The sequence below is a fragment of the Pseudomonas sp. NPDC087814 genome (genome assembly GCF_044742865.1).
Taxonomy (GTDB): domain Bacteria; phylum Pseudomonadota; class Gammaproteobacteria; order Pseudomonadales; family Pseudomonadaceae; genus Aquipseudomonas.
In genome coordinates, this window is sequence record NZ_JBIUVK010000008.1 from 1 (window position 1) to 2,865 (window position 2,865).

At 61.8% G+C, this 2,865-nt stretch carries 3 protein-coding genes and 1 pseudogene; all 4 read left to right on the forward strand.

Going from position 1 to position 2,865, the window contains the following annotated elements:
• A pseudogene (locus ACIOMR_RS08935) lies at positions 1-306 on the forward strand (septum site-determining protein MinD); the annotation flags it as partial.
• Complete coding sequence (gene minE / locus ACIOMR_RS08940; RefSeq protein WP_401193550.1) at positions 306-560, forward strand: cell division topological specificity factor MinE; 255 nt, start codon at positions 306-308, stop codon at positions 558-560. The pseudogene ACIOMR_RS08935 and the gene minE, both read left to right, overlap by 1 nt.
• A 96-nt stretch (positions 561-656) precedes the next feature.
• Positions 657-1,292: an RluA family pseudouridine synthase gene (locus tag ACIOMR_RS08945; protein WP_008432172.1), complete on the forward strand. Its 636-nt coding sequence runs from the start codon at positions 657-659 to the stop codon at positions 1,290-1,292.
• A 171-nt stretch (positions 1,293-1,463) separates the two neighbouring features.
• Positions 1,464-2,753 (forward strand): M18 family aminopeptidase, encoded by a 1,290-nt coding sequence (locus ACIOMR_RS08950; protein ID WP_003209095.1) that lies wholly within the window; start codon positions 1,464-1,466, stop codon positions 2,751-2,753.
• Positions 2,754-2,865: the final 112 nt, after the last annotated feature.

The following is a 2,865-nucleotide window of genomic DNA, read 5'->3' on the forward strand; positions in this document are numbered from 1 at the left end:
GAGGACGCGATCAAGGAACACCTGCTGTTGACCCGCTACAACCCGGAGCGTGTCAGCAATGGCGAAATGCTCGGTGTTGAAGACGTCAAAGAAATTCTGGCAGTGACCCTGCTCGGCGTCATTCCGGAATCCCAGGCAGTGCTCAAGGCTTCCAACCAGGGCGTGCCGGTGATTCTCGACGACCAGAGTGATGCTGGCCAGGCCTACAGCGATGCGGTTGACCGCCTGCTGGGCAAAACCGTGGAGCACCGGTTCCTTGATGTCGAGAAGAAGGGATTCTTCGAGCGCCTGTTTGGAGGTAGATAATGAATCTTTTTGACTTCTTTCGTGCCAGCAAAAAGGTCAGCACCGCGTCGGTAGCGAAAGAGCGTCTACAGATCATCGTGGCGCACGAACGCGGCCAACGCAGCACCCCGGATTACCTGCCAGCCCTGCAGAAGGAACTGGTGGAAGTGATCCGCAAGTACGTCAACATCGGTAACGATGACGTGCATGTCGCCCTGGAAAATGACGGCAGCTGCTCGATTCTGGAACTCAATATCACCCTGCCTGATCGTTGATCGAAAAGGCGGTCGCCACGGCGGCTCGGTTACCTGGCTCCCCTCACGGGGCCGGGTGAGCGAGCCGCCGTTGGCGTTTGTTACGAGGCTGTTTTAATGCCGTTGTCCAATGTCCATATCCTTCATCAGGACGCTGCTGTCCTGGTGGTGAACAAGCCTACCCTGCTGCTCTCGGTGCCCGGTCGCGCCGACGACAACAAGGACTGCCTGATCACCCGCCTGCAGGAAAACGGCTACCCCGAAGCTCGCATCGTCCATCGCCTGGACTGGGAAACGTCCGGGATCATCCTGCTGGCCCGAGACGCGGATACCCACCGTGAACTGTCCCGCCAGTTTCATGACCGGGAAACCGAAAAGGCCTACACCGCACTCTGCTGGGGCCAACCGGAACTGGACAGCGGCAGCATCGACTTGCCCTTGCGCTACGACCCACCGACCAAGCCACGGCACGTGGTGGACCACGAGTTCGGCAAGAACGCGCTGACCTTCTGGAAAGTCCTGGAGCGTTGCGGCGACTGGTGCCGGGTTGAGCTGACACCGATCACCGGCCGCTCACATCAACTGCGCGTGCATATGCTGTCCATCGGGCATCCGTTGCTGGGCGATGGCTTGTACGCCCATGAACAGGCCTTGGCTGCCTGGCCACGCCTGTGTCTGCACGCCAGCATGTTGAGCTTCACCCATCCCCAGAGCGGCGAGCGTCTGCGCTTCGAGTGCCCCGCGCCGTTTTAACCTGTAAACGCAATTAAAATGTGGGAGCGGGCTTGCTCGCGAATGCGGTGGATCAGTTAGCCCATTCGGCGACTGACACACCGCATTCGCGAGCAAGCCCGCTCCCACATTTGTTCTGTGCACTTATCCCGTCGGACGGTAAACTCGCGCCATTGCTGTCTGGAGCTACTTATGCGCGAAGAGTTGAACCAAGGCCTGATCGACTTCCTCAAGGCCTCCCCTACCCCGTTCCATGCCACCGCCGCCCTTGCACAGCGCCTGGAAGCGGCCGGTTTCCAGCGTCTTGACGAGCGCGAGACCTGGACCACCGAGGCCAACGGGCGCTATTACGTGACCCGCAACGACTCCTCGATCATCGCCTTCAAGCTCGGCCGCCACTCGCCCCTGCAAGGCGGCATCCGCCTGGTCGGCGCCCACACCGACAGCCCGTGCCTGCGGGTCAAGCCACAGCCTGAACTGCAACGCCAGGGCTTCTGGCAACTGGGTGTGGAAGTGTACGGCGGCGCGCTGCTGGCGCCGTGGTTCGACCGCGATCTGTCCCTGGCCGGCCGCGTCACTTTCCGCCGCGACGGCAAGGTCGAAAGCCAGCTGATCGACTTCAAGCTGCCCATCGCGATCATCCCCAACCTGGCCATTCACCTGAACCGTGAAGCCAACCAGGGTTGGGCGATCAATGCCCAGACCGAACTGCCGCCGATCCTTGCGCAGTTCGCCGGTGACGAGCGCGTGGACTTCCGCGCAGTGCTGACCGAGCAACTGGCTCGTGAACACGGGTTGAACGCTGACGTGGTGCTCGACTATGAGCTGAGCTTCTACGACACCCAGAGCGCGGCCGTGATCGGCCTCAATGGCGACTTTATCGCCGGTGCCCGCCTCGACAACCTGCTGTCGTGCTACGCCGGCCTGCAAGCCCTGCTCACCGCCGAAACCGATGAAACCTGCGTGCTGGTCTGCAACGACCACGAAGAAGTCGGCTCGTGCTCCGCCTGCGGTGCCGACGGCCCGATGCTGGAGCAGACCCTGCGTCGCCTGCTGCCCGAGGGCGATGAGTTCGTACGCACTATCCAGAAGTCGCTGCTGGTGTCTGCCGACAACGCCCACGGCGTGCACCCCAACTACGCCGAGAAGCACGACGCCAACCACGGCCCGAAACTCAATGCCGGCCCGGTGATCAAGGTCAACAGCAACCAGCGCTACGCCACCAACAGCGAAACCGCCGGGTTCTTCCGCCACCTGTGCATGGCCGAAGAAGTGCCGGTGCAAAGCTTTGTGGTTCGCAGCGACATGGGTTGCGGCTCGACCATCGGCCCGATCACCGCCAGCCACCTGGGCGTGCGCACCGTGGATATCGGCTTGCCGACGTTTGCGATGCACTCGATTCGCGAGCTGTGCGGCAGCCACGACCTGGCGCACCTGGTGAAGGTGTTGAGTGCGTTTTACGCGAGTCGCGACTTGCCGTAATTGCAGGATGAACACAAATCAAATGTGGGAGCGGGGGGGGGGGGGGAAGGGGGGGGGGGGGGGGGAAAAAAGGTGATTTAGACAAACCAGAAACGGCCAAACCCCCACCCCC

Coding starts and splice junctions, on each gene's coding strand:
- minE (WP_401193550.1), top strand. CDS start 306: ATGAATCTTTTTGACTTCTTTCGTGCCAGCAAAAAGGTCAGCACCGCG.
- ACIOMR_RS08945 (WP_008432172.1), top strand. CDS start 657: ATGCCGTTGTCCAATGTCCATATCCTTCATCAGGACGCTGCTGTCCTG.
- ACIOMR_RS08950 (WP_003209095.1), top strand. CDS start 1,464: ATGCGCGAAGAGTTGAACCAAGGCCTGATCGACTTCCTCAAGGCCTCC.